Genomic DNA, 26,382 nt, shown 5'->3' with positions numbered 1-26,382 from the left:
GGGCGCGGGTCATATATTGCCGTTCGATCGTGGTTTGCGGTGTAGTGTTTTCGCAACGGAAATCAGTGTTCGCCGCTCGGTGTTCGAGTTGTCTTGAAAAATTCAAGCAATAGCGCCGGTTTTTGTTGGCGGTGTTGCAACGTTGCGGCGTAGGTCCTCCCCGAATTTTTAAGGGGATACCACCATGAAACATCATCAGAACTGGCTTGGTCTGTCGGTCAGCGCCCTGGCCCTGATGGTTTCGGCTCCGGCCCTGGCCCAGCAAGCGCCGGCCTCCGACGCCACGGTGACCGAGGAGATCGTCGTCACCGCCCAGCGTCGCAGCGAAAACATCCGCGACGTGCCGTTCGCCGTCACCGCGATGAGCAGCAAGACCCTGGCGGCCGTGTCGGCCGGCGGCGGCGACGTGCTGTCGCTCTCGGCCCGCGTGCCCAGCCTGCAGATCGAAAGCTCCAACGGCCGCTACGCCCCGCGCTTCTACATCCGCGGCCTCGGCAACGTGGACTTCGACTTCAACGCCTCGCAGCCGGTCTCGGTGGTGCTCGACGACGTCGTGCTCGAGAACGTCTACCTGAAGGGCTTCCCGCTGTTCGACGTCGACCAACTGGAAGTGCTGCGCGGCCCGCAGGGCACGCTGTTTGGCCGCAACACCCCGGCCGGCGTGGTCAAGATCGACACCGTCAAGCCGGGCGGCGAGTTCGGCGGCTTCGGCTCGATCGCCTACGGCAACCTGGGCGCGGTGCGCGCCGAGACCGGCGTGACCATCCCCGTCAATGACACCCTGTCGGTGCGCATCGCCGGCCTGTGGAACCACCGCGACGACTGGGTCAACAACGCCTACAACCCCTCGTTCGCCGGCGACGGCGACGACCTGGGCCGCTTCGACGACACGGCCGCCCGCGTGCACGTTGCCTGGAAGCCGACCGACCGCCTGTCGACCCTGCTGACCCTGCAGTCGCGTAACTACACCGGCACCGGCACGCTGAACCGCGCCAACGTGCTGACCAAGGGCTCCAACGAGCTGAACGGCAATTTCGACCGCGACACGGTCTATTACGACGGCGGCCGCAACAACCCGCAGAAGCAGCACACCACCTCGCAGAGCCTGCAGGCGGCCTACGACTTCGGCCCGGTCACCCTGACCGGCGTGGTCAGCGCCTATCAGGGCCGCTCGGCCGGCGACGGCGACATCGACGGCGGCGTGGCCTCGGCCGCCTCGACCGCGCCCTACAAGACGCCGTTCAACTCCGAGACCGGCACCCTGTCGAGCGATCTGGACCAGAAGACCATCGAAGTGCGCCTGGCCTCGAACGGCGACGGCCGCCTCGGCTGGCAGGTCGGCGCCTTCTTCTGGGACGAGCGCTTCAACCTCGTCTCGGGCACCTTCAACGGCGTCGGCGGCCTGAACCCGATCGTCATCGGCGACATCATCCAGCGCTCGGAATCCTGGTCGGTGTTCGGCCAGGCCAACTACAAGGTCACCGACGCGCTGAAGATCACCGGCGGCCTGCGCTACACCGAAGACAGCCGCGACTTCCACGGCGACCGGATCATCCCGGCCGGCAGCACCAGCACGGCCCTGCCGCTGTCGAACGTGCGCCGTTCGGTCGGCGACGAGCAGGTCAGCTGGGACCTCAGCGCGCTGTATGAAATCAACAGCGACCTGAACGCCTTCGCCCGCGTGGCCAAGGGCTATCGCGGTCCGTCGCTGCAAGGCCGGATCACCTCGTCCGACCTGATCACGGCGGCCAATTCCGAGACGGTGATGTCCTACGAGGCCGGCCTGAAGTCGCGCCTCTGGCAGGGCAAGGCTCGCCTGAACGCCACGGTCTACTACTACGAGGTCACCGACCCGCAGTTCACGGCCATCGGCGGCGAAGGCAACTTCAACCAGCTGATCAACGCCGACAAGGGCGAGGGCTACGGCCTGGAACTCGACGGCGACGTCTATCTGGGCGCGGGCTTCAGCCTGGCCGGCGGGTTCGCCTACAATCACACCGAGATCAAGGACAAGGATCTGCTGGTCGCCTTCTGCGGCGCCAACTGCACGGTCACCGATCCGATCGTCACGGTGGGCACGACCCGTCGCGCCAACATCGACGGCAACCCGTTCCCGCAGGCCCCGAAGTACACGGCCAACATCACGCTGAACTACGTGCATGGCCTGAGCAACGGCACCGAACTCTTCGCATCGACCGACTGGGTCATGCAGAAGGACTTCAACCTGTTCCTCTATGAATCGGTCGAGTTCATGCAGGACACCAACTTCGAAGGCGGCGCGCGCGCCGGCTGGCGCAACCCGGCCCAGGGCCTGGAAGCGGCGGTCTACGTCCGCAACCTGACCGACGAAGCCAACGTCATCGGCGCGATCGACTTCAACAACCTGACCGCCTTCGTCAACGAACCGCGCACCTACGGGGTGCAGGTGACGAAGCGCTTCTAAGGACGCGCTTTCGCTGAAGAGACCGGCCCGGCGGCGTTCGAAGGGACGCCGCCGGGCTTTTTCATGCCCGAAGGCCTGAGCGGAGGGCGGCGGAACGAACGCCGCCGCATGCGGGTTGAGCCAAGCCGGCGACAGACCGGCGAAGCTCGTTTGGGAGAGTTCACATGCGTCACACCCTGCTCATCGGCCTGGCCGCCGTCGCCCTGACCGTCACCGCCTGCGAGAACAAGACCGAAAAGGCCGCCGAGGCCTCGGTCGAGAGCCAGAAGGCCGCCGACGCCGCGGCCCAGGCTTCCAGCGCCGCCGACACCGCCGCCGACGCCAGCGCCCAGGCCGCGGCCGCCGGCGACACCAGCACGGCCAAGGCCGCGGGCGACGCGGCCGCCGCCGCCGGCGAGACCGCCGAGAAGGCCGGCGACCAGGCGGAAAAGGCCGGTGAAAAGGCCAAGGACGCCGCGCACTGACGCGGGGAGGGCGGCGCATCGCGCCGCCCGTTCCTTCGCTTCCCGAACTCGCCGATCGGTGGCTTGGCAATCGTCGTCGCCGTCCATAGGTTGAGGCGAGTTTCGGGGTGGATCATGACCTATCGTACGACCGGGAAGGCCGGCGCCTTTGCAGCCCTGGCCTGGATCGGCTTGGCTTGGGCGGGGATGGGCGGCGCCGCCGCCGCGCAGGAGGGAACCGGCGATCCGGTCTTCACCTATCGCTATGACGAGGTGCAGGGCGTCTATCCGACCGCCGCCAAGGCCAAGGGCCTGGACGGCGTCGCGGTCGTGACCTGCCAGTCGGCCGAGCGACGCGTCTGGGGCTGCGCCCTGACGTCGGAGACGCCCGCGGGCGAGGGCTTCGGCCCGGCGGCGCTGGCCATGGTCAAGCGCTACGAAGTCGCGCCGAGAACCCGGGCCGTGACCGGCTCGCGCACCATCACCGTGCAGTTCATCGCCCCCAAGGCGCGGGTGTTCCATGCGGGCGGGGTCGAATACGTTGCCCCGCTGGAGGTGGAGCAGCCCTCTCAGGACGCGTTGCACGCCGCCTGGCCGGCGGCGGCGCGCTTCAGCGGCCTCGAAGGCAGTGTCGACCTGCTGTGCACGGTGACGCTGGAGGGGCGCGCCAAGGATTGCGGAGTGTTGTCGCAACGCAGCGTGGCGCAGGACCTGGGCCCCGCCGCCCTGAGCGTGGCGCCGCTCTATCGCTTCCAGCCGGGGCGCAGGAACGGCGTTCCGGTTCCCATGACCACCGTCGTGAAGGTGTTCTTCTCCTGCGACTATCGCTGCCGCCCGTTCGAGGGCGCGCCCTATCAGCCCACCCTGGCGTGGCGCGCCGCGCCCAGCCAGGCCGACGTCCTGGCGGCCTATCCGCCTTCGGCCCGGCAGCGCGGGGTGAAGGGACTGGTCCGCCTCAGCTGCATGGCCAACGACGAAGGCCGGCTCCAGGATTGCCGCGTGATCGCCGAGACGGTGAAGGGCGAGGGCTTCGGCGAGGCCGCCTTGGGATTGGCTTCGGCTTTCCGGCTCGAGCCGCGGGCGGCCTCCGCCGCGTCGAGCGCCCGCAAGAAGGCTCCGACCGCCCCGGTGCTCACGCCCCAGGCGGTCGTGATCGATTTCGGAAACCCGGAGGGCCGGCCTTACTGGATGAGCATGCCGTACGCGACGCCGACGCCGAGGCCGGACGGAAAGCCGCCGGTCGCGGGCGAGGCGCGGGCCCGCTGCCGGGTCGGCCTGAGCGGAAAGCTGGAAGGCTGCGAGATCCTGAGCCTGACGGCCGGCGACGCCGGGGCCGAGATCGACGCGCGGGCGCGGCTCGCCAAGGTCGTGTCCCAGCTCTGGACCGACGAGGGCCGCTCGACGATCGGCGCGACCGTGCTGCTGGACGTGCCGGTCGGCAAGTTCGGCAAGCCCTCGATCGTCGCTTCGGAGCCCGACCTGTCCAAGCCGGGGCCGGGAGTCATCGACTACCGGCCCCTGATCCGCGCCGGCATGGATGCCGACTCCGCCGCCCGCTACTACCCCGATCGCGCCCAGCGCATGGAGGTCGGCGGCAAGGCCGAGCTCAGCTGCGCCCGGATCGTGAAGGGCCGGGTGGAGGACTGCACGCTGCTGTCGGAATCGCCGCTGGAATACGGCTTCGGCGAGGCGGCGCTGAAGATGAGCCGGCTGTTCCGCTTCAGCCCGGAGACGATCGACGGCGCCCCGACCGACGAGCCGATCCTCATCCCGGTCAACTTCTCGGTCCCGGATTAGGCGCCGCCGTCGCGCCAGGGCCTTTGGGCTTCAGGCCGTCCAGCCGCCGTCGATGGTCAGGCTGGCGCCGGTCATGTAGCCGGCGGTCGGACCGGCCAGCCAGGCGACCAGGTCGGCGATCTCCTCGGGTTTGCCGATGCGGCCCAGCGGCAGGCGGGGCGTGATGTAGTCCATCAGGCCGGCGGTCATGTCGGTCTCGACCGGACCCGGCTGGACGTTGTTGACGGTGATGCCGCGCGGGGCGAAGTCGAGCGCCGCGCCGCGCACCAGCTGGGCCACGGCCGCCTTGGTCATGGCGTAGACGCTGGAGCCGGGCGCGCCGATCCGCTCGGCCGTGTTGCTGCCGATCGTGACGATGCGGCCGCCGTCCAGCAGGTGCGGGGCGGCATGGCGGATGGCCGCGAACACGCCGCGCACATTGACCGCCAGCATGCGGTCGAAATCGTCGAAGGCGTATTGGTCGATCGCGCCGGGGATCAGCACGCCGGCGTTGACGACCAGCACCCCCAGCTTTCCGAACCGCGCGACGGCGGCGAGGGTCGCGGCGCGCACCGCTTCGGCGTCGGCGCTGTCGGCCTGGAGGGCCAGGGTCGTTCCGCCGGTCTCCTCGACGGAGGCGGCCAGGGCCGCGGCGCTGCCCGGCGAGCTGGCGTAGGTGAAGGCGACCGGGCGACCCTCGGCGGCGAGGCGTCGGACGATGGCGGCGCCCATGCCGCGCGAGCCGCCGAAAACCAGGGCGGGGGCAGGGGAGGAAGAGGCGGTGGTCATGGCGGTGTTCCGTTACGGACTGATTGGTCCATAATAACTGTGCATTCGGGATCGATCAGTCAAGAATAATTCTGGACTGATCGATCAAGATCGCTAGGATGCGATCATGGCCAGGCCTTCTGAATTCGACCGGGACGAAGCGATCGCCAGCGCGATCAAGGTGTTCGCGCGCCACGGCTACGAGGCCGCCTCGACCAGCGACCTGATCGAGGGCATGGGCATCGGCCGCCAGAGCCTCTACGGGGCGTTCGGCGACAAGCGCCGTCTGTTCCTGGAGGCCCTGCGCCGCTATGCGGCCGGCTCTCTGGCGCAGATGACCGGGGCGCTGGCCGCCCACGACGACGCAGCCGATGCCATTGAGGCCGCGCTGCTGGTCGGGCTGGGGTCTTCCGATGAGCTGGAAAGCGGCTGCCTGGGCGTCGGTTCGATCGTCGAGTTCAGCCGCTCGGATCCCGAGGTCAACGCCCTCAACGACGAGGCCGCCCGCGCCGTCGTCGCCGCCTTCGCCGGCCGCGTGCAGGGCGGGATCGCCACGGGCGCGTTCGACGCCGGACTCGACGCCGAGGCGGCCGCCCGGATGCTGTTGACCCTGCGCTCGGGCCTGAAGGTGGCCGCGCGCGGCGGGGCGGGCGAGAACGAACTGCGCGAAGCGGCGCGCCTGGCCTTGCGGGGACTGGCGCCGAGACGCGCCTAGAGCGTCACCCCCGACTTCCAGATGGCGATCTCGCGCTCGCCATTGCGCTCGGCCTTGGTCTCCTGGCCCGAGGCGGTGGCGACCACCAGGTCGAGCAGGGAGTCGGCGGCCTGGTCCATGGTCTGGCCGTCGAGCACCACCCCGGCGTCGAAGTCGATCCATGACGGCTTGCGGATCGCCAGGGCGCTGTTGGAGGCGATCTTCAGGGTCGGGGCGGGGAAGCCCAGCGGCGTGCCGCGGCCGGTGGTGAACAGGATCACCGTGGCGCCGGCCGCCGTCAGGGCGGTGGACGACACCGCGTCGTTGCCCGGCGCCTCCAGCAGCGTCAGCCCGTGCGGGCCCACGCGTTCGCCGTAGCGCAGCACCTCGACCAGCGGCGCGCGGCCGCCCTTCTGCACCGCGCCCAGGGACTTCTCCTCCAGGGTGGTGATGCCGCCGGCGATGTTGCCGGGCGAGGGGTTCTCGTAGATGGGCTGGTTGTTGTCGATGAAGTAGCGCTTGAAGTCGTCGATCACCGCGACGGCCTCGTCGAAGATCTCGCGGCTCGCGGCCCTCTGAAGGAGCACGTTCTCGGCCCCGAACACCTCGGGGATCTCGGTCAGCACCGGCGTGCCGCCGGCCGCGGCCACCTTGTCGGCGATGCGGCCGACCAGCGGGTTGGCGGTGACGCCCGAAAAGCCGTCCGAGCCGCCGCACTTCAGGCCCACCACCAGTTCGGAGATCGGCGCCGGCTCGCGGCGGTCCTGCTCGGCGATGGCGACCAGTTCCTCGATGGCTTCCAGGCCCTGCTCGTACTCGTCCTCGACGAACTGGGTGGTGAACGAGCGCAGGCGGGCGGGATCCAGGTCCGGGGCGCTGTCGAGCAGGGCTTTGAGCTGGTTGTTCTCGCAGCCCAAACCGAGGATCAGCACGCCGCCGGCGTTGGGGTGGGCGGCCAGGCCCGCGATCAGTTGGCGGGTGTGGGAGAGATCATCGCCCAGCTGCGAGCAGCCGAACGGGTGAGGGAAGGCGAACACCCCGTCGACGCGGCCGGCGAAGCGGGCGTTGGCCTTCTCGGCGATACGGCGGGCGGTGTTGGCCACGCAGCCGACGGTGCACAGCACCCAGATCTCGTTGCGGGTGCCGACCCGGCCATTGGCGCGGCGGTAGCCCATGAAGCTGCGCTCGCCGACCACTTCGGTGTTGTCGGTCGCGGCGGGCGCGTAGGCGTAGCCCTCGACGCCCTCCAGCCGCGTCTCGACGTTATGGACGTGCACGTGGTCGCCGACGGCGATGTCGGCGGTCGCCCGGCCGATCGGCCAGCCGTACTTCAGTACGTCCTCGCCTTTGGCTGCGGGGCGGACGGCGATCTTGTGGCCCTTGGGGATGTCGCTGCGCACCAGGATCGACTGGCCGTGCAGATCCACGGTTTCGCCGACGCCAAGGGGGCGTAGGGCGGTGGCGACGTGGTCACGCGGGTCGACGCCGTGGATCGATTCGCCGGGGAGGGAGGCTGTTTCGCTCATCTGGGTCTTTGTCTTTGCGACTTTTTGTGCTGCCATCCGGTCCTAAGGGAGTGGAAACCGGTGTCAAGAGCTTCGCCAGCGTGCTTTTTGCCGCTTGATTAGCGACGCTCCAGACGCTGGAGTATGACAAAAAACGAAAACCACTGCATGGAAACGCCGTGACCTCGTCTAAGACGCCAAACAAGTCCGCCGACGACACGGATGTGAACGCCGCGCTGGAAAGCGGTCGTCGCCGCGCCACCATCAATGACATCGCCCGCCTGGCCGGGGTCTCCAAGAAGACCGTTTCGCGGGTCATCAACCAGTCGCCGTTCGTGCGCGAGGAAACCCGCCAGCGGATCGAGGCGGTGATCGCCGAGTGGGGCTACGCCCCCGATCCCCAGGCCCGGGGCCTGGCGTTCCGCCGCTCGTTCCTGATCGGCATGATCTACGACAACCCTAACCCGCAGTACGTCGTCAACATGCAGCTTGGCCTGCTGGACGGCATGCGCGGCTCGGGCTTCGAGCTGGTGGTCCACCCCTGCGACCGCTCCAGCCCGACCTTCCTGCAGGACGTGCGGATGTTCATCGAGCGGCAGAAGCTGTTCGGGGTGATCCTGCCGCCGTCGGTTTCCGAAGACGAGCGCGTCGCCGACCTGCTGCGCGACATCGGCTGCGAATACATCCGCATCGCCTCGGTCCCGCTGGACGAGGAAGAGCACATGATCGTCGGCCACGATCGGCTGGGCGCCCAGGCCATGGGCGAGCATCTGGTCGGCCTTGGCCACGAGCGCATCGGTTTCATCACCGGCCTGCCCAGCTTCCGTTCGTCGCACGAGCGGCGAGGGGGCTTCGAGGACGCCCTGGCGGCGGCGGGGCTGAAGCTCGACCCGGACTATGTGGTGCAGGGCGCCTACACCTTCGAATCGGGCTTGGCCGCCGGCGAGGCGCTGCTGGCCAAGACCCCGCGTCCGACCGCCATCTTCGCCGGCAACGACGAAATGGCCGCCGGCGTGCTGCAGGCCGCCCGCCGTGCGGGATTGACGGTGCCAGAGGACCTGACCGTGGTCGGCTTCGACGACTTCCAGATCGCCCAGGCCGTCTGGCCGCCGCTGACCACCGTCCACATCCCGACGCGCCAGGTCGGCCGCATGGCCGCCGAGAAGCTGATCGCCCGCGAGGGCAAGGAACCGGGCGATCCGGCGACCACGATCCCCTATCTGGTGGTGCGCGAGTCTTCCGCCGCTCCCAAACCTGTGTAGGGTGCGCGCCGCGCCCTGCACCTTGCACCAAGTTCTGACACCGGTTACCAAGCGCCTCGAAGCGACCCGCTAGGGTTCGAGGCGAAGGGACGAGGAGACACGCCATGGCCCGCCCCCTGATCTTGCACGACGATCGTCTGTTCCCGGCCGATCCGACCGTGCGCGGCATCGCCCGCGAGCTCTATTCCACCGTCGCGGCCCTGCCGATCATCAGCCCGCACGGCCACACCGACCCGGCCTGGTTCGCGACCAACGAGCCGTTCCGCGACGCCACCGACCTGCTGCTGGCCCCCGACCACTACGTCTTCCGCATGCTCTACAGCCAGGGCGTGGCGCTGGACGACCTGAAGGTCCCCCGCAAGTCCGGCGTGCCGGCCACCGATCCGCGCGCGGCCTGGAAGGTGTTCGCCAAGAACTTCCACCTCTTCCGCGGCACGCCGTCGTGGATCTGGCTGAACCACGTGTTTTCCAAGGTGTTCGGCTTCACCGAGTTCCTCGGCGAAGACAACGCCGACGCCTATTTCGACGGTATCAACGAGGCCCTGGCCACCGACGCCTTCCGCCCGCGCGCCCTGTTCGACCGCTTCAACATCGAGACCCTGGCCACCACCGAGGGTCCGCACGATCCGCTGAAGCATCACAAGGCGATCCGCGAGAGCGGGTGGGGCGGCCACGTCATCACCGCCTATCGCCCCGACGCGGTCATCGACTTCGAGGACGAGCGCAGCCCGCGCGCCTTCGAACGCTTCGCCGAGATCTCGGGCCAGGACGTCTACAGCTGGAAGGGCTATCTCGAAGCCCACCGCATCCGCCGGGCGGCCTTCATCGAGGCCGGCGCCACCTCGTCCGACCACGGCCACCCGACCGCCGCCACGGCCGACCTGTCGCAAGCCGAGACCGAAGCCCTGTTCGCCGACCTGGTGAAGGGGAACGTCACGCCTGAGAAGGCCGAGCTGTTCCGCGCCCAGATGCTGACCGAGATGGCCAAGATGAGCCTCGAGGACGGCCTGGTGATGCAGATCCACCCCGGCTCGCATCGCAATCACAATGTCGGCCTGCTGGACAGCCACGGCCGCGACAAGGGTGCCGACATCCCGATGCGCACCGAGTACGTGGATGCGCTGAAGCCGCTGCTGACCCGCCTGGGTAACGACCCGCGCCTGTCGATCATCCTGTTCACCCTGGACGAGACGACCTACAGCCGCGAACTGGCCCCGCTGGCCGGCCACTATCCGGTGCTGAAGCTTGGTCCCTCCTGGTGGTTCCATGACAGCCCGGAAGGCATGATGCGCTTCCGCGAGCAGGTCACCGAGACCGCCGGCTTCTACAACACCGTCGGCTTCAACGACGACACCCGCGCCTTCCTGTCGATCCCCGCCCGCCACGATGTCGCCCGTCGTGTCGACAGCGCCTTCCTGGCGCGCATGGTGAGCGAGCACCGCATGGATTTGGTGGAAGCTCAGGAGCTCATCGTAGACCTGACGTACAATCTGCCTAAGAAGGCCTACAAGCTCGATCAGCCGCGGCCGCTACCGGCCCCGGCGCTCGCCGCCGAATAAGAACACCACTTCCGGAGTAAACTCGATGTTCGCCAAGACCTACCACGCCACCCATCCGGACATGATGTTCGCGGTCAGCAACGACGACCTGCGCGATCGCTACCTGATGCAGGACCTCTTCGTCGAAGGCGAAGTCGTCCTCAACTACAACCACGCCGAACGCTTCGTCGTCGGCGGCGTGGTCGCCGTGGGCGCCGTGAAGCTGCCCGACCAGACCGAACCGGCCTCGGCCGCCGGCCACCCGTTCCTGGAGCGCCGCGAGCTGGGCGTGATCAACGTCGGCGAGACCACCGGCAAGATCACCGTCGACGGCGTCGCCTACGACATCGTTCCGCGTGACGGCCTGTACGTCACCATGGGCGCCAAGGAAGTGACCTTCGAAGGCACGGGCGGCGAAGCCGCTCGCTTCTACCTGGTCAGCCTGCCGGCCCACGCCGCGTTCGAGACCAAGAAGCTGGCCTTCGCCGACGCCATCCCGCTGGAGCGCGGCGCTCTCGAAACCTCGAACGAGCGCACCATCTACCAGTACATCGTGCCGACCACCTGCAAGTCGGCCCAGCTGCTGCTGGGCATGACCGTGCTGAAGCCGGGCAGCGTCTGGAACACCATGCCGCCCCACCTGCACGACCGCCGTTCGGAAGCCTATTTCTACTTCGGCCTCGGCGAGAACGACCGGGTGTTCCACTACATGGGCGAGCCGGACGAGATGCGTCACATCGTGATCGCCAACGAAGAGGCCGTCATGAGCCCGCCGTGGTCGATCCACATGGGCTCGGGCACCGCCAACTACACCTTCATCTGGGCGATGGGCGGCGAGAACCTCGACTACACCGACATGAACGTGCTGGACATCTGCCAGCTGAAGTAGGGCCAAAGCCCCTTCCAGTTTTGCTTCGGTTGTCATCCCGGCCGAAGTGGAGCGTAAGAGCCGGGACCCAGGGGCCGCGCGTGTCGCCGCCCCTGGGTCCCGAGCGGCTTTCGAGCCGCCCGGGATGAAGCAATCGGGATCAGGAAACTAAGCACCATGGCCAATCCGTTCAGCCTCGAAGGCAAGGTCGCGCTCGTCACCGGCGCCAACACCGGCATCGGGCAGGGGATCGCCATCGCGCTCGCTCAGGCCGGCGCCGACATCGCCGCCGCGGGCCGCAGCGAACCGACCGAGACCAAGGCCGCCGTCGAGGCCCTGGGCCGCAAGTTCGTGTCGATCAAGGCCGACTTCTCGACCATCGAGCCCGTCCAGCGCGTGGTCGACGAGACCGTCGCCGCCCTCGGCAAGGTCGACATCCTGGTCAACAACGCCGGCATCATCCGCCGCGCCGACTCGATCGAATTCTCCGAAGCCGACTGGGACGCGGTGATCGACACCAACCTGAAGGTCGTCTTCTTCCTCACCCAAGCCTTCGCCAAGCAGGCGCTCGCTCAAGGGACCGGCGCCAAGGTGATCAACATCGCCAGCCTGCTGTCGTTCCAGGGCGGCATCCGCGTGCCGTCGTACACGGCCGCCAAGTCGGGCCTGGCCGGCCTGACCAAGATCCTGGCCAACGAGTGGGCGACCAAGGGCATCAACGTCAACGCCATCGCGCCGGGCTATTTCGACACCAACAACACCGAGGCCCTGCGCGCCGACGCCGACCGCAACGCCTCGATCCTGGCTCGCATCCCGGCCGGCCGCTGGGGTCGTCCGGAAGACCTGGGCGGGGCTGCCGTGTTCCTGGCCTCGTCGGCCGCCGACTACATCCAGGGCGTCACCCTGCCGGTCGATGGCGGCTGGCTGGCCCGCTAAAGGCTTACAGCCTTCGGGACGACCGAACGTTTTGATCCCCGCGAAGGCGACTTCGCGGGGATTTTCCGTTCCAGGACAGGTAGGGACGAAACTGCACCGTCTCACGCACAAAATGCGCGCCAATGAACAATGGTAGCGCAACCATATCGCCGTCCGGCTTCCCCCGAGCGACGAAGGGCGCTAGAGCCCGCACAGCGTTCGTCCGGGCCGGGTTGGACGCGAGAACCGTTAGATCAGTTCTTACAGTCCTGACGATCCGCCGCTCCTTCTCGCGGCGGTGATGGAGCATGCGCATGCGCGACTCGGCCCTCTCCCTCGGCTCAGACCGACCCACCAGCCGTGATGTCCGGCGGAACGCCAATCTGCTCGGCGATCTCCTGATCGAGGCCATCGCCTATCTGGAGGGCGACGAGGCCGGCGAGCTGGTGACCAAGGCCCGCAAGGCCGCCTCGCACGAGACCGCCGACGGCGAGGCGCCCGGCCTCGACCACCTGTTCGCCGACCTCTCCAACGACCAGGCCATCTTCCTGGCCCGCGCCTTCGCCAGCCACTCGCTGCTGGCCAATATCGGCGAGGACGTCGCCGGTCGCCGCCGCCACGCCGAGGCCGACGCCCAGCCGGGCGACGAGCGCGCCCGCACTCTGGTCGACGCCGTCGCGGCGCTGAAGGCCGAGGGCAAGACCGACGCCGAGCTGGCCAAGGTGTTCGCCGCCATGAACGTGGTGCCGGTGCTGACCGCCCACCCGACCGAAGTGCGTCGCCGCAGCATGGTCGACCGCGAGACCGAGATCTCGCGGCTGATGACCCTGCGTCGCCATCACCTGCCGGCCGACCTGGAAGCCGACATCCGCGAGCGCCTGTTCCGCGAGATCGCCCTGATGTGGCGCACGCGTCTCTACCGGCCCGAGCGGATCACCGTGAAGGACGAGATCCGCAACGCCCTGTCGATCGTCCGCACCTCGATCCTGCCGGCCATGGTGGATCTCTACGAGGAATGGTCGGGCAAGATCGGCAGCCACGGCCACATCGCGCCGCTGCTGAAGATGGGCTCGTGGCTGGGAGGCGACCGCGACGGCCACCCGGGCGTCAACGGCGAGACCCTGAAGCTGGCTTTGTCGTCGCAGTCGCGGGTGATCCTCGACTGGTACGCCGGCGAGGTGCGCAAGCTGTGGTCGAACCTCGCCGTCTCGACCGCCTACACCCCCGTCTCGCAGGAACTGCTGAACCTGGCCTCCCAGGCCAAGGATCCGTCGGTGCATCGCCTGGACGAGCCCTACCGCCTGGCCCTGGAGCTGATCTTCGACCGCCTCACGGCCGTGTCGCAAAAGCTGACCAACCAGTGGGTGGCCTACGCCACCAGCCGTACCGACGTCGCGCCCTACGACCATCCCGACGCCTTCGTCGCCGACCTGCAGATCATCATCGACTCGCTGGAGGCCAGCGGCGGCGAGCGCCTGGTCGGCTCGTCCCTGCGCACCCTGGTGGCCGTCGCCAAGGCCTGCGGCTTCCACCTGATGAGCCTGGACCTGCGCCAGAACGCCGACGTCCACGAACGCACGATCGACGAGCTCTACCGCCGCGCCGGCACCGGCGTGCGCTATCTCGACCTCGACGAGGAAGCCCGCTCGGCCCTGCTGATCGAGGAGCTGTCGCACCAGCGGCCGTTGGTCTCGCCGTTCACCGCCTACAGCGAGGAGACGGCCAAGGAACTGGCCACCATGCAGGCGGCGGCCCAGGCCGTGCGCGACTACGGCCACGCCTGCATCGGCGCCTACATCATCTCCAAGTCGGCCACCCTGTCGGACATCCTCGAGCCGCTCGTCCTGCTCAAGCAGGTCGGCCTGGTCTGGGGCGGCGCGGCGCCGCGCTCGTCGCTGAAGATCGCCCCGCTGTTCGAGACCATCGAGGACCTGGAGAACGGTCCGCGCGTGCTGCGCCAGTGGCTGGAGCTGCCGATCAGCCGCACCATCCTGGGCGACCGGCCGGTGCAGGAGATCATGCTCGGCTACTCCGACAGCAACAAGGACGGCGGCTATGTCGCCTCCCGTCGGGGCGTGGCGCGCGGGGCCTCGGCGCTGGCGTTCGAGGCCGACCGCATGGGCGTCGGCATCCAGCTGTTCCACGGCCGCGGCGGCAGCGTCGGGCGGGGCGGGGGACCGGCCGCCGAGGCCGTGCTGGCCCAGCCGGCCGGCACCGTGCAGGGCCGCATCCGCATGACCGAGCAGGGCGAGATGATCGCCCGCCGCTTCGGCGACCAGCCCACGGCTCGCCGCAACCTCGACGGCCTGGCCGCCGCGGTGGTGCAGTCCAGCCAGCGCCCGGCCCACCGTCCCGACCCCAAGGTCGAGGGCGCGATGACGGCCCTGGCCCAGGCCTCGTTCGAGGGCTACCGCGCGCTCGTCTATGACGACCCGGCCTTCGAGGACTTCTTCTGGTCGGCCACCCCGATCGGCGAGATCGTCGGCCTCAACATCGGCAGCCGTCCGGCCAGCCGCACCGCCAGCCGCAAGATCGAGGATCTGCGGGCCATTCCGTGGGTGTTTTCCTGGTCGCAGGCCCGCTTCATGCTGCCGGGCTGGTACGGCTTCGCCTCGGGCGTCGAGCGGGCGGGCCTGTCGACCGGCCAGCTGCAGGACCTGGCCGGCGGCTTCGACTTCTTCGCCTCGCTGCTGTCGAACATGGAGCTGGCGCTCGCTCAGAGCCACATGGGCATCGCCGCCCGCTACGTCGCCCTGTCGCCCGACCAGGACAACGCCCAGCGTATTTTCGACGCGATCAAACGCGAGCATGACGCGGCCCAGACCATCGCCCTGGCCATCCGCGGCGGTTCGAGCCTGCTCGACAACCAGCCGGAGCTGGCCGAGTCGGTGACCCTGGCCGGCCACTCGGTCGATCCGCTGAACCACCTGCAGCTGGAACTGCTGGCCCGCCGTCGCGGCGGCGAGCAGGCCGAGGACGTGCGCCTGGCCATCCAGCTGACCGTGGCCGGCATCGCCGCCGGCCTGCGCAACACCGGCTGACCGGAAAAGGGGCGCGCTGATCACCAAATCGGCGCGCCCGTCAAAAAACTCAGCCGCTCGCGCCCAGCGTTTTCTACAGGCTTGCTCAAATGCCGAAACTGCGCTTATCTGTTCATGACACCGGTGACAACGCGAGCCGAGCTCGATTTGATACCGGTGTCATGACGTTTTGGTCCGCCTCGCGCGACCGGGCGTCCTGCGGCTCTTTGAGTTCGCTCCTGCGCAAACTTTTCCAGGGCGTCGGGCTTAGGCTCGGCGCCCTTCATTTTGTCTCGCTCTGACCTTCAGGGCAGGGCGGCTGAAATTGACGTGGCGGCAGCCTCGGCCTGTGGCGCAAGCCGCGCGCGCGGGCTAAGGGATCGCCGAACAGATCTTCCACGCGCGGGGCGCTCAGCGGCGCATCGCGCAAGACCATCCCTTCCGGGAGGAGTACGCGAATGCTGAAGAACCGTATGGCGGTGCTGCAGGCCCTTGAGACCCAGGGCGTGGTGCCGGTGTTCTACCACCCGGACGTCGAGATCTGTAAGAACGTCATCCAGGCCTGCGCCGACGGCGGCGCGCCCTGCATCGAGTTCACCAACCGCGGCGATTTCGCCGCCAACGTCTTTTACGAAGTCACCAAGCACTTCGCCTCGGCCGATCCGCGCGTGATCATGGGCGTCGGCTCGATCGTCGATGCGCCGACCGCCGGCCTCTACATCGCCAACGGCGCCAAGTTCATGGTCAGCCCGATCGTCAACGCCGACGTCGCCAAGCTCTGCAACCGCCGCATGATCCCCTACAGCCCCGGCTGCGGCTCGGCGACCGAGATCTCCTACGCCCAGGAGCTGGGCTGCGAGATCGTCAAGGTGTTCCCCGGCTCGTCGGTCGGCGGCCCGGACTTCATCAAGGCCGTGATGGGCCCGATGCCCTGGACCAAGATCATGCCGACGGGCGGCGTCGATCCCGACGAGGCCTCGATCAAGAAGTGGTTCGGCGCGGGCATCGTCGCCGCCGGCATGGGCTCCAAGCTGATCACCCAGGAAGCCCTCGACGCCAAGGACTACGCGGGCATCTCCAAGAAGGTGCGCGAGACGGTCGACCTGATCGCCAAGGTGCGCGGCAAGGCCTGATGAGCGATCCGATCCTTAAGCTTCGCCCGGCGTCGGAGACCCGCTGGGACTGCGCGGCCCTCGGCGAGGTGATGCTGAGGCTCGATCCCGGCGACGGGCGGGTGCGCAACGCCCGCCAGTTCCAGGTCTGGGAAGGCGGCGGCGAGTACAACTTCGCCCGCGGCATGAGCAAGTGCTGGGGCAAACGCTCCACCGTCGCCACGGCCCTGCCGGACAGCGATCTGGGCTGGCTGGTTCAGGACTTGATCGGCCAGGGCGGCGTGGACATGTCCCACGTCGTCTGGCGGCCGTTCGACGGCCTGGGCCGCAACACCCGGGTCGGGCTGAACTTCACCGAGCGCGGCTTCGGCGTGCGTCCGGCCCTGGGGGTCTCCGACCGCGCCAACTCGGCCGCCTCGCAGCTGCGTCCCGGCGAGATCGACTGGGAGCGGCTGTTCGGCGAGGAAGGCGTGCGCTGGTTCCACACCGGCGGCGTGTTCACGGCCCTGGCGTCCAACACCGGCGAGGTGGTGCTGGAGGCCCTGGAGGTCGCCAGGAAGCACGGCGTCATCGTCTCGTTCGACCAGAACTACCGCGCCTCGCTGTGGAAGGACCGAGGCGGCCTCGACGCCGCCCAGGCCCTGAACCGCAAGATCGCCGCCATGACCGACGTGATGATCGGCAACGATCATGACTTCGTGGTCTGCCTGGGGATGGAGATCGACGGCCTGGTGAAGGGGCTGGCCCCCACCGATCCGGCCAACTTCAAGACCCTGGCCCCGCAGGCGGTGAAGGCCTTCCCGAACCTGAAGGTTCTGGCCACCACCCTGAGGGCCGTGCGCTCGGCCAGCGTCAACGACTTCGGCGCGATCCTGTGGGCCGACGGCGGCTTCTACGAGGCCCCGATGCGCGATGGCCTGGCCATCTACGACCGCATCGGCGGCGGCGACGGCTTCGCCTCGGGCTTGGCCTACGCCCTGATGGAGAACCTGGGCCCGCAAGCCGCCGTCGACTACGGCGCGGCCCACGCGGCCCTGGCCATGACCACCCCCGGCGACACCTCGATGGTGCGACTGAAGGAGGTCGAGGCCCTGGTGCAGGGCGCTGGGGCGCGGGTTATTCGCTGACGCCGAAGACCCCCTCCGGCCCTCCGGGCCACCTCCCCCAGAGGGGGAGGATCTGGAAGCGCCGCGCCAAGTAGATGCTCCCCCACTGGGGGAGCTGTCGCGGAGCGACTGAGGGGGTCTAAAAAGCCCCGGTCCTGCGACCGGGGCTTTTCCATATCTCGTTCCGTAAAATCCCCGCGAAGGCGGGGACCCAGGCTTTTTCTGAAACGCGTGGCGCTCGACGATAAAACACCTGCGCCCCCGCTTTCGCGGGGGGGTTACGGTGGTTGGAACTACTTCCCCGCGCTCACCGCCGGCCCGTACAGCAGCCCGTTGAACAGGAACTTGAAGGTCCCGAACGACTGCGCCCGCTGGGTGATCTCCGGGCCCATGACGAACAGCTTGCCCTTGCCCACGTCGACGTCGAGGATCGCCGTGGTGTCCTTCAGCTTGTCCTGGCCGACGGCCCAGCCGCTGCGCAGGGGCTTGTCGCCATCAAACCACGAGACTCGCGCAACGCCCTTGGCGTCCGACTTCAGGGTGAAGGTCGGCGAGCGGTCGTAGAAGATGTCCACGTCCGCCGGGATGCCGTAGGCCAGGGGCTGGGTGACGTCGACCTTGGCCCGCAGCACCGAGCCGGGGATGTAGAGCTCCTTGGTCGACAGGCCCACCAGCTTGCCGCCCTCGCTCTTGGCCGTGGCCACGTCCACCGGCGCGCCGAAGGCGGTGGCCAGGCGGGTGGAGGCGCCGATGGCGATCACCGTGCCGCCTTGCTCGGCGAAGGCCTTGAGCTGCGGCAGGGTGGTCTCGTCGGTCACCGTGCCCAGCCACGGGCGGTACTCGGCCGGGATCTCTTCGGGCTTGGGCTGCGGATAGCCGCGGCCGGCGCGGAACGGACCGCCGGCCGGGGCGGGCACCACGCCGTCGGCGAACACCAGCACGTCGAAGTCCTTGGCCAGGTCCCCGGCGTCGAGGCGCTGCGGGTAGACCACCTGGAAGGGGGCCTCGAACTTCTCGAACATCCAGCGGTTCCAGCCCGAGGGCATCGAGCCGCCATAGACGTCCACCAGGCCGATGCGCACGGGCTTCAGGGCGATGGCCTTGCCGCCGGGCTTGGACCCCGTCGCCCAGGCGTCGATCCCCAGTTCCTTGACCCCGTCGGCGATCACGGTCGCGGCGGCGGGCGAGTAGGACACCCAGATGGCCCCGGCCGCGAAGCTCTGCTTGCCGGCCTTGGCGCCGTCCTTCAGCCACGAGACCTGGGCGCCGGCCTTCAGCAGGCGGTTGGTCAGGGTGAAGGCGTTGTTGGGGGCGTGGTCGATCAGCCAGCCGGCCTTGCCCGAACCCTTCACCGCGCCCGGCTTGACGGCGATCAGGTCGGGCACGCGCTGGAACGGCCCGTCGAAGCCGTCGAGCACGCGGTCGAACTTGACGCCCATCTGGTAGGCCAGGGTGTAGCCGGTGACGTCGTAGGGCGCCTTGGGCGGGCCGCCCGGATATTCGGCGTCGTGCGGGTGGTCCTGCGGCTCGAACATGTCGAGGACGTGCGGGCGATAGGCCTGGGCGGTCTTCACCACATAGGAGCCGGCCGGATAGGTCTTGCCGGCCACGGTGAATGGCTTGGTGGCCTCATCGACGTCGACGCCGGCCTTGATCAGGGCGTTGAGGAAGGCGACCACCGTCGGCTTGTCGGCCTGGTCGGCGGTCAGGATGTAGCCGCGCGGATCACGCTTCTCCGGAGCCTGCAGGATGGTCTTGTAGAGCGACGGATCGACGGCGGCCGAGGTGGCCGAGCCGGTGACCTTGCCCTCGAACTTCACCTTGGCGCCGGCTTCCTTCAGGTCGTCGATCTCGGTCGGGGTGATCGTCCAGCTGTCCTTCGAACCCTTGGCGATCGAGTTGCTGGCCATCTTCCAGATGTTGAACAGCATCCGCTCGCGGTTGCGCGAGGCGTAGTCCATCACCGCCCGGTCCAGGCTCCACTGGTACTCGACCGTCTGGGCCAGGTGCCAGGTCTGCGGCGGGGCGGGCATGGGGCGGTCGCCGTTGGGCAGCTGCACCTCGGGCACCAGGTTCAGCGGCATCGGCGTCGGACCGCCGGTGATCTCGGTCAGCAGGCCCACGGCGTTGTGGAAGTAGGCGATGGAGCGTTCCATGCCGTTGTGCCAGGTCGAGTAGGGGGCGGCGCTGCGGGCGCCCGAGCCCGGCTTGTCCTCGGCCACCAGGCGGCTGTGCATGGCCATGCCCACCTCCTGCAGCGAGGTCATGACCAGCGGGTCGTAGTTGTAGTTGAAGGGGTCGCGGAACGGCGGGACGAACACCACCATGCCGTTCGGGGCCGGCTGGTGCTGGTTGTAGATGATCTGCGGATACCAGTCGCGGAACAGCACCTTGTTGACGTTGGTGGTCTCGGACATCTGCGACATGAAGCTGTCGCGGTTGTTATCGTGGCCGACGTACTTCTGGTACAGGCGCGGGATCGAGTTGAACTCGCGCTTCTGCGGATCGGCGTTGCGCATGTACCAGTCCGAGACCAGCTCCATGCCGTCCGGATTGTCGTGGCCGAACAGCACGATGACGTCGTCGAGGATGCGCATCGTCTCCGGATCGGTCTTGGTCAGCATCCGGTAGAGCACCTGGATCTGGCCTTGCGAGGTCACCGTCTCGGTGGCGTGCATGCCCGCGTCGATCCAGACCACGGCCTTGCCGGTGGCGGCCAGCTTCTCGGCCTCCTCGCGGGTGACCTCGCCGCGTGCCAGCTTGCGGGCGGCTTCCTTGTATTCGTCCAGCTTGGCCAGGTTGGCCGGCGAGGAGACGATCGCGACCCACTGGGTGCGGCCTTCTTCCGACTTGCCGATGTCGACCAGCTTCATGCGGTCCGACTGGCCGGCCAGGGTCTTGAGATAGGCCTCGTAGGCGGTGTAGTCGGCCAGGAAGTAGTCGCTGCCGGGATCCTGGGCGAAGGCCTGGGCGGGCGGGGTGATCTCTGCGGAATAGGCGGCTTGGCCGCCAAATGTCATCACCAGCGCCAGGGCGGCCCCGGCCATCGCTACGTGTCGCGTCATCGCACTCCCCATCCACCAAAGCGGGGCGCTTGTTTCGCTGGCCCCCTTAGCTTGACGCAGGCGGAGCATGAAACCGCACGTGGAGCCAGTCGGGACGCAAAAAATGGTTCGCGGCGGTCAGGCTTGCCCCGCGCCGCCGGATGCGGCATCAGCAGGCCGCACAACGGATCCGGCCTCGCCGGATGGCTACCCCGGGCGCCGATCCCTCGGGAAACCCGCACCCAAGACAGATCTCCATGAGCTTCCTCGCCAAGACGCGCCAGCAATGGCTCGCCAATCCTGGTCGCGACCTGCTGGCCGGTACGGTCGTCGCCCTGGCCCTGATCCCCGAGGCCCTGGCCTTCGCGTTCATCGCCGGCGTCGACCCGGCCGTGACCCTCTACGCCTCCTTCGTCATCGCCATGACCATCGCCTTCGTCGGCGGCCGTCCGGCGATGATCTCGGCCGCCACCGGGGCCATGTCGCTGCTGATGGGCGGCCTCGTGCGCGAGCACGGCATCGAATACCTGTTCGCCGCCAGCCTGCTGACCGGCGCCATCCAGATCGTCATCGGGACCCTGCGCCTGGGCCGCTACGTGAAGTTCGTCTCGCGCTCGGTGATGAGCGGCTTCGTCAATTCGCTGGCGATCCTGATCTTCATGGCGCAAACGCCCCAGCTGATCGGCGGCAACTGGCAGACCTTCGCCCTGGTGGGAGCGGGCCTGGCGATCATCTATCTTTTCCCGCGCCTGACAAAGGCGGTCCCGTCGTCGCTGGTGGCGATCCTGGCGCTCAGCGCCGTGGCGATCGCCCTGAACCTGCCGGTGCGCACCGTGGGCGACATGGGCCAGCTGCCCACGGCCCTTCCGCGGTTCCACCTGCCGGCCGTGCCGCTGACGCTCGAGACCCTGAGGATCATCGCGCCGGTGTCGCTGACCCTGGCCTTCGTGGGCCTGCTGGAGAGCCTGCTGACCGCCAACCTGCTCGACGACCTCACCGACAGCCCGTCGGACAAGGACCGCGAGACACGCGGCCAGGGTATCGCAAACCTCGTCTCGCCGCTGCTGGGCGGCATGGCCGGCTGCGCCCTGATCGGCCAGTCGATCATCAATGTGAAGTCCGGCGGCCGCTCGCGCCTGTCGACCTTCTGGGCGGGCCTCTTCCTGCTGATCCTGATCCTGGTGCTGCGCGACTGGGTGGCCAGGATCCCGATGGCCGCCCTGGTGGCGGTGATGATCATGGTCTCGTTCACGACCTTCGACTGGAGTTCGGTGCGCAAGCTGCGCTCGACGCCGGTGCAGTCGACGATCGTCATGCTGGCCACGACCGTGACGGTGCTGGCGACCCGCGACCTGGCCAAGGGCGTGGTCCTGGGCGTGCTGCTCAGCGTGCTGTTCTTCGCCCGCAAGGTGGGCAAGATGATCGCGGTGAAGGAGCGGGCGGACAGCACCGAGACGGTCCGCCGCTATGTCGTCGAGGGCCAGCTGTTCTTCGTCTCGGCCGAGCTGTTCGCCGCCAGCTTCGAGTTCCATGGCCATCCCGAGCGGGTCGAGATCGACATGGCCGGCGTGCGCCTGTGGGACCTGACCGCCGTCGGCGTGCTCGACAAGGTGGTGTCGCGCTATCGCCGCCAGGGCGCGGTGGTGTCCGTCGTCGGCCTCGATCCGGCGGGGACGGCGCTGGTGTCCAGGCTCGGCGCGCCCGACGGCGCGCTCACGGCTGCAGTATGACGATCAGCACGGCGGCGATCAGCACCACGCCTTCCACACCGTGGATCACAACGGCCAGCCAGTTGGAGCGGAAGGCCTGGGCCGGCAGGCTGTAGCAGAGGCAGCTGATCACCAGGCCGGGCATGATCCAGATCTTGTGCACGTGATAGCCGGCGAACAGCAGGCCGTTGCCCAGCCACGCCCAGCGCCCCCAGGCCCGCTCCATGCGCGGCAGCAGCACGCCGTGGAACAGCAGGGCTTCACCCAGGGCATAGTTGAACAGGCTGGAGACCAGGGCCAGGGCCAGGATGTCCCAGCGGCCCCTGGCGTCGGGCGTGATAAGGTGCTCGATCTGGGCGAAGGCTGGCGTCGCCTCGGCCAGCCGGTGTCCCAGGGGCGTGGCCTGGAACAGCGCCCCGATCGCCTCGTCGCCCAGGAAGCCCAGGCCCACGAACAGCGGAACCAGCAGGAAGGCCGAGGCGAACGGCCGGCCGCTGGACCGCCAGGTCGGCGCCTTCAGCCACAGCCGCCGACGCAGGGCGGGCAGGGTGAAGGGCACGCCCTCCAGCCTCAGAACGACCAGGGCCAGCACGCTCTGCCAGGCCATGCCGACCACCACCATGCGCCAGAACACTAGCCCCGGCAGCGGATCGCCGGGCGTCATCAGCCGGGGCGCGACGACCCAGGCCAGCACCGCCATCGGCGCGACGGCGGCCCCCCAGATCAGCAGGATCAGCAAGGTCTCCCAGGCCAGGGTCAGCCCGCTGGGTACGACCGAAATGCGCGAGGCGTGCACCGGGCGCACGCCTAGAACCGGCGAACGAGGCTGACGAAGCCGGCGGCCGTCTGGCCCTTGTCCATCAGGGGGCTGTCCTTGATGTCGTCGTCGAACACCTCGACCTCGGCGGCGGCGATCACATAGAGCCGCTCGGTCAGCTGGTAGCGGGCCTGGACCCCCAGCGAGGGCACGACCACTCCGCCCGACGGCGCCCGGGCGGTGCGCCCGAACTCATAGGCCCGGCCAGCGGCGACCTCGTTCTCGCGCAGGCCATAGAGCCAGGTGGCCAGCTTCTCGTCCTTCCACGACAGGCCGGCCACGGCCTCCAGCGACAGCCGTTCGGTGGGCTGGGCCGCCAGGGTCAGGTTGAGATTGATCTCCTGGCCCTCGGTCTCGCCCGTGGCGTCGGCCAGCAGCTCCAGGCTCAGGGTCGCGGGGCCGGCCATGCCGCTGAACCGCGCGCCGACATCGACGCCGGTGTCGCGCTCCAGGAAGGCGAAGTCGCGGGTGTCCTTCGGATCGACCAGCTGGAAGCGCGGGCTGATGCGCCCCTCCAGCTTGAAATGCTTGGTCTCGTAGGCCTTCACCGCCAGGCCCGACAGGTCGGCGGTCAGGTAGCGGTTCTGGTAGAAGAACAGCGGCAGGACGCCGGTCTCGGTCTTCTTACGGGCGGACTCGTAAGGATTGGTCGTCGCGTAGACGCCGGCCCCGAGCAGCAGCAGATGGTCGGGCTCTTCGGTCTGCGCATGGGCGGCGAACGGGTGGAGCGCCAGGGTGCAGGCGGCCAGGGCGGCGCCCTTCAGGCGGAGGATCATGACTGTTTCTCTCGAAGGGGGAGGTGACAGTCACGAGGCTGGAGCAGGCGCCGTCGGGCGTCGTCCGGACGGGTAGGCTCGAAGGGGGCGGGCTTCCGATCCTGCCGGACCGGACATTGCTGGAGGGGCGCGTCAGGCGGCGGGGCGGAAGGCGCTGGGCGGCCGGCCGGCGTGCTTTTTCACAGCGGCGTTGAAGGTCGAGCGCGAGTTGAACCCCACCTCGTAGGCGATCGAGAGAATGGCTTCGTCGGTGGTGCGGATCCGCTCCACGGCCTCATCGACCCGCCAGCGGTTCACATAGTCGAAGAAGCTCTGGCCCAGATGCTCGTTCAGCACCTGCGACAGGTGGTTGGGCGAGACGCCGATGCGGGTGGCCAGGGCGCTCAGCGACAGCAGCGGATCGCGATGCAGGGCGTCAGCCGCCATCGCCCGGTCCAGCCGCGCGGCGATCTCGACCTGGCGGGTCTGGGGCAGCGCCGAGCGGGCGTATTTCTCGGCCGGCGGCAGGGCCTTGGGCGTTTCGGTCTGGGGCGTGAAGATCGGCTGCTGCGACAGGCCAAAGAGGCCGATGGCCGCGGTCCAGGCCAGCTCCACCGCCGCGCCCGCGACGTCCAGCCAATCGGCGTGGGCGACGTTCAGCGCCAGGCCCGACTTCACCGCCCCCCAGATCCAGGCCGCCAGCATCACCAGCAGCAGCACCCGCAGCCAGCTCAGGGTGCGGTTCTCGATGTTGGAGAAGAGGTCGCGCACCCGCCGCACGTGCCGTCCCATCACCCGGAAGGCGGCGGCCAGGTAGCCCAGGGTCGTCGCCAGGAACAGCGCCACGAAGGCCAGCTGCAGCGGGCCGGCCCAGGCGTCGGTTTCGGCGCCCACGCCGGTGTAGATGGCGATCCGCGTGGGGATCGGCAGGGCGAAGAACGGCAGGGCCAGCAGCAGGGCGATCCCCGCCGGCCAGCAGAGCCGCGCGATCCGCACCGGGCTCCACCCCGCCTCCGGATCCCCGGTCATGGCCACCACATAGGCCAGGATCGCCGGCCCCAGGAACAGCGAGGTCGACCACAGCAGGCCGGTGGCCCACGGCGCTGCGGCATAGACGCCGCCGCGATCTAGGATCAGGTCGACGCCCGATAGCGCGCTCAGCAGCAGGAACACCGCCAGCGCCGTCGCGGGAGCCTTCCGCCAGCCGGGCCGCAGCACCAGCTGCGTCGCCGCGAACAGGCCGATGGCGGCGGCGGCCGACGACAGGATCAGCACCAGGGCGCCGCTCATTCAGTCATTTCCCCGAAACCGCGCGGGAAGCCCTACGCGCGAAACGGCGCGGAGAGTGTCGCGGAACGTGCGTCGCCTCAAGCCTGCGACAGGCTCAGCACGTTGCCGTCGGGATCGGCGAACCAGGCGACCTTGGCCGCGCCGCCGGGGGCGGTCCATATGCCCAGGGCGTCCTGGCCGAAGCCCTCGTAGATCGTGAAGACCACGCCCCGGCCGGCCAGGGTCCGCACGGCGGCCTCGATGTCCTCGACGTTCCAGCCGAACACGGGGTGCGCGCCGGCCTTGAAGTCGGGCAGGGCGGTCAGGCGGATCAGCGCGTCGCCCGCTCCCAGAAAGTCGCCGAACGGATCGGAGCTATGCACCGCCAGGCCCAGCTTCTCGACATAGAAGTCGAGCGCGCGCTGACGGTCGCTGACGTGGACGAAGGCGACGGGCGTTCCGGAAATGGCGGGCATGGCCTTTCACTCCCTGCGGGAAGCTGTCAGCGAATCCTGCCGCGAACGCTCGGGCATGGCGACGGACCAATTGAAGGAGACCTTCCCATTGCGGCCCGTCGACCCCGTCGCGCCTGGGGGTCCGTCCGGTCCGAGGGCTTTGCTGTCGCATGCGGGCTTGACGGGAACACCCGCGCCGCCCGCGCCGCCTAGGCCTCCGAGACCCCGCAGATCTGGCCGCCGCAGTTTTGAGGCTGCCCGGCGGCGTTCGTGTCGGTGAGCACCGAGAAGGCCGCCCAGGCCGACTGCGAGGAGGTGACTATGGAGACATTGGCCGCGTCGCCGCCGTTTTGTCCCGGGCCGCCAGGGTTGCCGGCCGAGGCGGCGGCGTCGGCGGCGCAGGCGGATGGGTCGCGTGGCGGTGCATTGGAGCCTGGCGCGCCCGCCACTCCGGCGTTGAGGATCGAGAGGCCCTTGCCCTCCACGTTCTGGACCACCAACTCGACTAGGCCAGCGCTCTCTCCCATTGTCGCCTCTGAGGGGCCAGGGGATATTAGCTGGGCCGTGTCTTCGATGATCAAGAGCTCGATTACCAGCTTCACCGGGAAGCCGTTGGTGAAGATCTGCGCGCCGGGCTTCAGCCGCAACTCGCCGATGTAAGTTGTGCCTTGGTTCGGCACGAACGGCTGGCCCTGCCAAACGACAACGTCCTGGAGAGCCTGCGTCTTGTCGGGCTCGGCCGCGGCCGCGGCCGTCGAAAGCGCCAGAAGCGCCAGTCCGCAGGCGAGCCCGCACGCATAGGGAAAACGCACCATTTTGAAGAAGTCTCTCCTGCTACTGCAAGTGAGAGTTTAGCTGTTGCCGCGACCGGTCAAGCTTGTCG

19 protein-coding genes, 1 pseudogene and 1 other annotated feature are annotated in these 26,382 nt (G+C 68.7%); of the genes and pseudogenes, 12 read left to right on the top strand and 8 right to left on the bottom strand.

The window, feature by feature from the left end; genetic code table 11:
• Positions 1 to 184: 184 nt before the first annotated feature.
• The 3 genes from AC07NG_RS15560 (at position 185) to AC07NG_RS15550 (ending at position 4,683) form a co-directional block, all read left to right on the top strand.
• Positions 185 to 2,443: a TonB-dependent receptor gene (locus AC07NG_RS15560; RefSeq protein ID WP_494594970.1), complete on the top strand. Its 2,259-nt coding sequence runs from the start codon at positions 185 to 187 to the stop codon at positions 2,441 to 2,443.
• Positions 2,444 to 2,607: 164 nt separating this feature from the next.
• Positions 2,608 to 2,907, top strand: a complete 300-nt coding sequence (locus AC07NG_RS15555) for a hypothetical protein (RefSeq protein WP_492856976.1) — start codon at positions 2,608 to 2,610, stop codon at positions 2,905 to 2,907.
• 114 nt (positions 2,908 to 3,021) lie between these two features.
• Entirely contained in the window at positions 3,022 to 4,683 is a 1,662-nt protein-coding gene (locus AC07NG_RS15550; RefSeq protein WP_494594968.1) for an energy transducer TonB, read from the top strand.
• Between the two features lie 30 nt (positions 4,684 to 4,713).
• Here the strand turns inward: AC07NG_RS15550 and AC07NG_RS15545 are convergent, their stop codons facing one another.
• A complete protein-coding gene (locus AC07NG_RS15545) occupies positions 4,714 to 5,451 on the bottom strand; it encodes an SDR family oxidoreductase (RefSeq protein WP_494594967.1) in 738 nt (245 codons plus the stop codon).
• A 106-nt stretch (positions 5,452 to 5,557) separates the two neighbouring features.
• Here AC07NG_RS15545 and AC07NG_RS15540 point away from each other — a divergent pair, with 106 nt between their 5' ends.
• Complete coding sequence (locus tag AC07NG_RS15540) at positions 5,558 to 6,145, top strand: TetR/AcrR family transcriptional regulator (RefSeq protein ID WP_494594966.1); 588 nt, start codon at positions 5,558 to 5,560, stop codon at positions 6,143 to 6,145.
• On the opposite strand, the gene AC07NG_RS15535 is transcribed toward AC07NG_RS15540, so the two are convergent.
• Positions 6,142 to 7,650, bottom strand: a complete 1,509-nt coding sequence (locus AC07NG_RS15535) for a UxaA family hydrolase (RefSeq protein ID WP_494594964.1) — start codon at positions 7,648 to 7,650, stop codon at positions 6,142 to 6,144. The genes AC07NG_RS15540 and AC07NG_RS15535 overlap by 4 nt on opposite strands.
• Before the next feature lie 158 nt (positions 7,651 to 7,808).
• Here AC07NG_RS15535 and AC07NG_RS15530 point away from each other — a divergent pair, with 158 nt between their 5' ends.
• From AC07NG_RS15530 to AC07NG_RS15500, 7 genes are all read left to right on the top strand, one after another.
• Positions 7,809 to 8,891: a LacI family DNA-binding transcriptional regulator gene (locus AC07NG_RS15530; RefSeq protein ID WP_110120131.1), complete on the top strand. Its 1,083-nt coding sequence runs from the start codon at positions 7,809 to 7,811 to the stop codon at positions 8,889 to 8,891.
• Positions 8,892 to 8,995: 104 nt separating this feature from the next.
• On the top strand, positions 8,996 to 10,450 hold the full coding sequence (gene uxaC, locus AC07NG_RS15525; RefSeq protein WP_494594962.1) for a glucuronate isomerase: 1,455 nt from the start codon (positions 8,996 to 8,998) through the stop codon (positions 10,448 to 10,450).
• 25 nt (positions 10,451 to 10,475) lie between these two features.
• Positions 10,476 to 11,318, top strand: coding sequence for a 5-dehydro-4-deoxy-D-glucuronate isomerase (kduI, locus tag AC07NG_RS15520; RefSeq protein WP_487291007.1), 843 nt, complete (start codon positions 10,476 to 10,478; stop codon positions 11,316 to 11,318).
• A 156-nt stretch (positions 11,319 to 11,474) separates the two neighbouring features.
• A complete protein-coding gene (kduD, locus tag AC07NG_RS15515) occupies positions 11,475 to 12,233 on the top strand; it encodes a 2-dehydro-3-deoxy-D-gluconate 5-dehydrogenase KduD (RefSeq protein WP_487291008.1) in 759 nt (252 codons plus the stop codon).
• Positions 12,234 to 12,526: 293 nt separating this feature from the next.
• Positions 12,527 to 15,253: a phosphoenolpyruvate carboxylase gene (gene ppc / locus AC07NG_RS15510; protein ID WP_494594959.1), complete on the top strand. Its 2,727-nt coding sequence runs from the start codon at positions 12,527 to 12,529 to the stop codon at positions 15,251 to 15,253.
• A gap of 437 nt (positions 15,254 to 15,690) precedes the next feature.
• Positions 15,691 to 16,365, top strand: a complete 675-nt coding sequence (locus tag AC07NG_RS15505) for a bifunctional 4-hydroxy-2-oxoglutarate aldolase/2-dehydro-3-deoxy-phosphogluconate aldolase (protein ID WP_058348668.1) — start codon at positions 15,691 to 15,693, stop codon at positions 16,363 to 16,365.
• Complete coding sequence (locus AC07NG_RS15500; RefSeq protein WP_494594957.1) at positions 16,365 to 17,471, top strand: PfkB family carbohydrate kinase; 1,107 nt, start codon at positions 16,365 to 16,367, stop codon at positions 17,469 to 17,471. The genes AC07NG_RS15505 and AC07NG_RS15500 overlap by 1 nt, the downstream gene beginning before the upstream one ends.
• Positions 17,472 to 17,743: 272 nt before the next feature.
• Here the strand turns inward: AC07NG_RS15500 and AC07NG_RS15495 are convergent.
• Positions 17,744 to 20,518 (bottom strand): annotated as a pseudogene (locus AC07NG_RS15495) (M14 family metallopeptidase); the annotation flags it as partial.
• 159 nt (positions 20,519 to 20,677) lie between these two features.
• Positions 20,678 to 20,731: a sequence feature (sul1 is cis-regulatory element that is thought to sense ions involved in sulfur or methionine metabolism; They are found in Alphaproteobacteria), on the top strand.
• A 20-nt stretch (positions 20,732 to 20,751) separates the two neighbouring features.
• Between AC07NG_RS15495 and AC07NG_RS15490 the strand changes: the two are divergent.
• Entirely contained in the window at positions 20,752 to 22,224 is a 1,473-nt protein-coding gene (locus AC07NG_RS15490; RefSeq protein ID WP_494594955.1) for a SulP family inorganic anion transporter, read from the top strand.
• Here the strand turns inward: AC07NG_RS15490 and AC07NG_RS15485 are convergent.
• The 5 genes from AC07NG_RS15485 to AC07NG_RS15465 form a co-directional block, all read right to left on the bottom strand.
• Positions 22,208 to 22,999, bottom strand: a complete 792-nt coding sequence (locus AC07NG_RS15485; protein WP_494594953.1) for a CPBP family glutamic-type intramembrane protease — start codon at positions 22,997 to 22,999, stop codon at positions 22,208 to 22,210. The two genes, AC07NG_RS15490 and AC07NG_RS15485, sit on opposite strands and share 17 nt — an antisense overlap.
• 11 nt (positions 23,000 to 23,010) lie before the next feature.
• Positions 23,011 to 23,796, bottom strand: a complete 786-nt coding sequence (locus tag AC07NG_RS15480) for a MipA/OmpV family protein (RefSeq protein WP_494594952.1) — start codon at positions 23,794 to 23,796, stop codon at positions 23,011 to 23,013.
• A 132-nt stretch (positions 23,797 to 23,928) separates the two neighbouring features.
• Entirely contained in the window at positions 23,929 to 25,065 is a 1,137-nt protein-coding gene (locus AC07NG_RS15475; protein WP_494594951.1) for a helix-turn-helix domain-containing protein, read from the bottom strand.
• Between the two features lie 77 nt (positions 25,066 to 25,142).
• Positions 25,143 to 25,520, bottom strand: coding sequence for a VOC family protein (locus AC07NG_RS15470; RefSeq protein WP_494594949.1), 378 nt, complete (start codon positions 25,518 to 25,520; stop codon positions 25,143 to 25,145).
• 188 nt (positions 25,521 to 25,708) lie between these two features.
• Positions 25,709 to 26,314, bottom strand: coding sequence for a hypothetical protein (locus tag AC07NG_RS15465; protein WP_494594947.1), 606 nt, complete (start codon positions 26,312 to 26,314; stop codon positions 25,709 to 25,711).
• Positions 26,315 to 26,382: the final 68 nt, after the last annotated feature.

The organism is Caulobacter sp. GW821-FHT10C03 (assembly GCF_059415485.1).
Note: the sequence above shows the minus strand (reverse complement) of the source record. Positions and strands in the feature narration are given on the sequence as shown.

What these genes read in the sequence shown, in the direction of transcription:
- AC07NG_RS15535 (WP_494594964.1), bottom strand. Translation starts at nt 7,650, where the DNA reads ATGAGCGAAACAGCCTCCCTCCCCGGCGAATCGATCCACGGCGTCGAC.
- AC07NG_RS15500 (WP_494594957.1), top strand. Translation starts at nt 16,365, where the DNA reads ATGAGCGATCCGATCCTTAAGCTTCGCCCGGCGTCGGAGACCCGCTGG.
- AC07NG_RS15465 (WP_494594947.1), bottom strand. Translation starts at nt 26,314, where the DNA reads ATGGTGCGTTTTCCCTATGCGTGCGGGCTCGCCTGCGGACTGGCGCTT.
- ppc (WP_494594959.1), top strand. Translation starts at nt 12,527, where the DNA reads ATGCGCGACTCGGCCCTCTCCCTCGGCTCAGACCGACCCACCAGCCGT.
- AC07NG_RS15505 (WP_058348668.1), top strand. Translation starts at nt 15,691, where the DNA reads ATGCTGAAGAACCGTATGGCGGTGCTGCAGGCCCTTGAGACCCAGGGC.
- AC07NG_RS15545 (WP_494594967.1), bottom strand. Translation starts at nt 5,451, where the DNA reads ATGACCACCGCCTCTTCCTCCCCTGCCCCCGCCCTGGTTTTCGGCGGC.
- kduI (WP_487291007.1), top strand. Translation starts at nt 10,476, where the DNA reads ATGTTCGCCAAGACCTACCACGCCACCCATCCGGACATGATGTTCGCG.
- AC07NG_RS15475 (WP_494594951.1), bottom strand. Translation starts at nt 25,065, where the DNA reads ATGAGCGGCGCCCTGGTGCTGATCCTGTCGTCGGCCGCCGCCGCCATC.
- AC07NG_RS15490 (WP_494594955.1), top strand. Translation starts at nt 20,752, where the DNA reads ATGAGCTTCCTCGCCAAGACGCGCCAGCAATGGCTCGCCAATCCTGGT.
- uxaC (WP_494594962.1), top strand. Translation starts at nt 8,996, where the DNA reads ATGGCCCGCCCCCTGATCTTGCACGACGATCGTCTGTTCCCGGCCGAT.
- kduD (WP_487291008.1), top strand. Translation starts at nt 11,475, where the DNA reads ATGGCCAATCCGTTCAGCCTCGAAGGCAAGGTCGCGCTCGTCACCGGC.
- AC07NG_RS15480 (WP_494594952.1), bottom strand. Translation starts at nt 23,796, where the DNA reads ATGATCCTCCGCCTGAAGGGCGCCGCCCTGGCCGCCTGCACCCTGGCG.
- AC07NG_RS15560 (WP_494594970.1), top strand. Translation starts at nt 185, where the DNA reads ATGAAACATCATCAGAACTGGCTTGGTCTGTCGGTCAGCGCCCTGGCC.
- AC07NG_RS15540 (WP_494594966.1), top strand. Translation starts at nt 5,558, where the DNA reads ATGGCCAGGCCTTCTGAATTCGACCGGGACGAAGCGATCGCCAGCGCG.
- AC07NG_RS15550 (WP_494594968.1), top strand. Translation starts at nt 3,022, where the DNA reads ATGACCTATCGTACGACCGGGAAGGCCGGCGCCTTTGCAGCCCTGGCC.
- AC07NG_RS15555 (WP_492856976.1), top strand. Translation starts at nt 2,608, where the DNA reads ATGCGTCACACCCTGCTCATCGGCCTGGCCGCCGTCGCCCTGACCGTC.
- AC07NG_RS15470 (WP_494594949.1), bottom strand. Translation starts at nt 25,520, where the DNA reads ATGCCCGCCATTTCCGGAACGCCCGTCGCCTTCGTCCACGTCAGCGAC.